Origin of the sequence: Mycobacterium simulans (assembly GCF_900232995.1) — a bacterium.
GTDB classification, from domain to species: domain Bacteria; phylum Actinomycetota; class Actinomycetes; order Mycobacteriales; family Mycobacteriaceae; genus Mycobacterium; species Mycobacterium simulans.
Genome location: NZ_OCVX01000038.1, coordinates 1 through 2,513, shown reverse-complemented (window position 1 = coordinate 2,513; position 2,513 = coordinate 1). Strand labels below are relative to the sequence as shown.

Here is a 2,513-nt window from a genome sequence, read left to right as displayed (position 1 = left end):
ACGAAGGTGTGGGCGCCGGTGGCCAACAATCCGGCCACACTGTCGCCGAAGCGCACGGTTTGCCGTAGATGCTGGGCCCAATACCGCGGCGAGGTGAGCTGGTCGTCGGTGGCCAGTTGTCCGGTGAGGTTGGAGATGACCGGCAGGTTGGGAGGGTGGAAGGTCAAACCGGTGGCGACGGCGCCGAATTCGGCTAGGGCGGGGTCCATGGCGGGGGAGTGGAAGGCGTGGCTGACGGTTAGTGGGGTGGTTTTGTAGCCGTGGGTGGTGCACTGTTGGGTGAGTTGGTCGATGTCGTTGTGGGGTCCGGCGATGACGATCGAGGTGGGGCTGTTGATCGCGGCGATGGCGGTGTCGGGGTAGTCGGTGAGCAGGGTGGTCAGGTCGTGTTCGGTGGCTTGCACGGCCAGCATCGCGCCGGGGGTGCAGGCTTGCATGAGTCGGCCGCGGGCGCTGACCAGGGTGGCGGCGTCGTCGAGGGACAGCACTCCGGCTAGATGGGCGGCGGTGAGTTCGCCGATGGAGTGGCCCATCAGGATGTCGGGGGTGATGCCGGCGTGGGTGAGTACGGCGTGCATGGCGACGCCGTAAGCGAATAGGGCGGGTTGGGCGTAGGCGGTTTGGGTCAGCAGCGGCGCCAGGGCGGAATCGGGGTCGGCGAAAACGATGTCACGCAGCGGGGTTGCAAGGTAGGGGTCGAAGGCGGCGCAGACCTGGTTGAGGGTGTCGGCGAAGACGCGGTGGTGGGCGTAAAGCTGATTGCCCATGGTGGGGTATTGGGCGCCTTGGCCGGGTAGCACGAATACGAGTTTGTTGTTGTGTTGGGTCAGGTGATGGCGGGCTAGGTGGGGGTGGGGTTGGTCGGTGCGTAGTGCGTGCAGCCCGGCCAGTAACTGCGCGCGGGCGTCGTCGTCGGCTGTTGGTGTGGTGAGCGCGGCCCGGTAGGGGTGGTGGGTGCGGGTGGTGGCCAGGCTGTAGGCCAGCTCGGTCAAATCCAGGTCGGGATGATCGAGTAGGTGTTGGTGTAGTCGGGCCCCGGCAGCGCGCAGCGCGGTGGGGGTGCGCGCCGACAACGGCCAAAACCGCAGCGGCGCCCGACCCGCCGAAACCGTCGATGCCGTGGTGACAGTGGGTGGAGGGGTGGGGGGTTGTTGGACGATCAGATGCGCGTTGGTGCCGCTGATCCCGAACGAGGACACCGCCGCGGTGCGTGGATGCTCGGAATCGGGCCACGGCATCGCCTCGGTCAGCAACCGCACCGCACCGGTGGACCAGTCAATGTGCGGGCTGGGCTGATCAACATGCAGGGTGGGTGGCAGCCACCCGCGGTTGAGGGCGGTGATCATTTTGATCAACCCGGCGGCCCCCGCCGCGGCCTGGGTATGGCCGATGTTGGATTTGACCGAGCCCAACCACAACGGACGCTGCGGGTCGCGGCCAGCACCATAGGTGGCCAACAACGCACCGGCTTCGATCGGATCTCCCAGGGTGGTGCCGGTGCCGTGGGCCTCCACCACATCCACCTGATCCAGGGCGATACCGGCGTTGGCGGCGGCTTGAGTGATCACGCGTTGCTGAGCGGGCCCGTTGGGGGCGGTCAACCCATTCGACGCACCATCCTGGTTGATCGCCGAGCCCGCGATCCCCGCCAACACCGGATGCCGATGACGCTGAGCATCACTGAGCCGCTCCAACACCACCACCGCCGCACCCTCACCCCACCCCGTGCCATCGGCGGCCGCGGCGAATGCTTTACACCGCCCATCGGGGGCTAGTCCGCGTTGACGAGCGAACTCCACAAAAGGTCCCGGGCTGCTCATCACCGTGACCCCACCCGCTAAAGCCAGACTGGACTCACCGTTACGCAGCGACTGACACGCCAAATGAGCGGCCACCAACGACGACGAACACGCGGTATCAATCGTGATCGCCGGACCCTGCAACCCCAACACATACGCCACCCGACCCGACGCCACACTCGTAGCCGCCCCAGTCAACCCATAACCCTCGGCGCCCTCTACTCCGCCAGCATCGCTGACCCCATAGCCCTGCACTCCGATCCCGGCGAAGACTCCGGTGTCGGTGCCGTCGAGGGTGGTGGGGTCGATCCCGGCGGTTTCTAATGCTTCCCAACACACCTCCAACAGCAGGCGCTGCTGGGGGTCCATGGCGGTGGCCTCGCGGGCGGAGATCCCGAAGAACTCGGCGTCGAATCCGGCCGCGTCGGTCAAGAACGCGCCTGAGCGGGTGTAGGTCTTGCCGACCGCATCGGGGTCGGGGTCAAACAACCCGGCTAGATCCCAGCCCCGATCGGTCGGGAAGCCTCCGACCGCGTCGGTGCCGCTGTGGACCAAGTCCCATAACGCTTGCGCGGAATCCACCCCACCGGGCAACCGACAGGCCATGCCGACCACGGCGATGGGTTCGTCGGTGTGGGCGGTGACCGCGGTGATGACCCGGGTGGGGGCGGCGGCCCCGGAGAGCAGGTTGATTAGGTAGTCGGTGATGGCGGT

Annotated in this window: 1 protein-coding gene; it reads right to left on the bottom strand. The window is 66.9% G+C overall.

Annotation, left to right across the window (positions count from 1 at the left end):
* The coding region (locus tag MSIMFI_RS26745) for a type I polyketide synthase (protein WP_191499948.1) at positions 1–2,513 on the bottom strand (2,513 nt) is incomplete at both ends.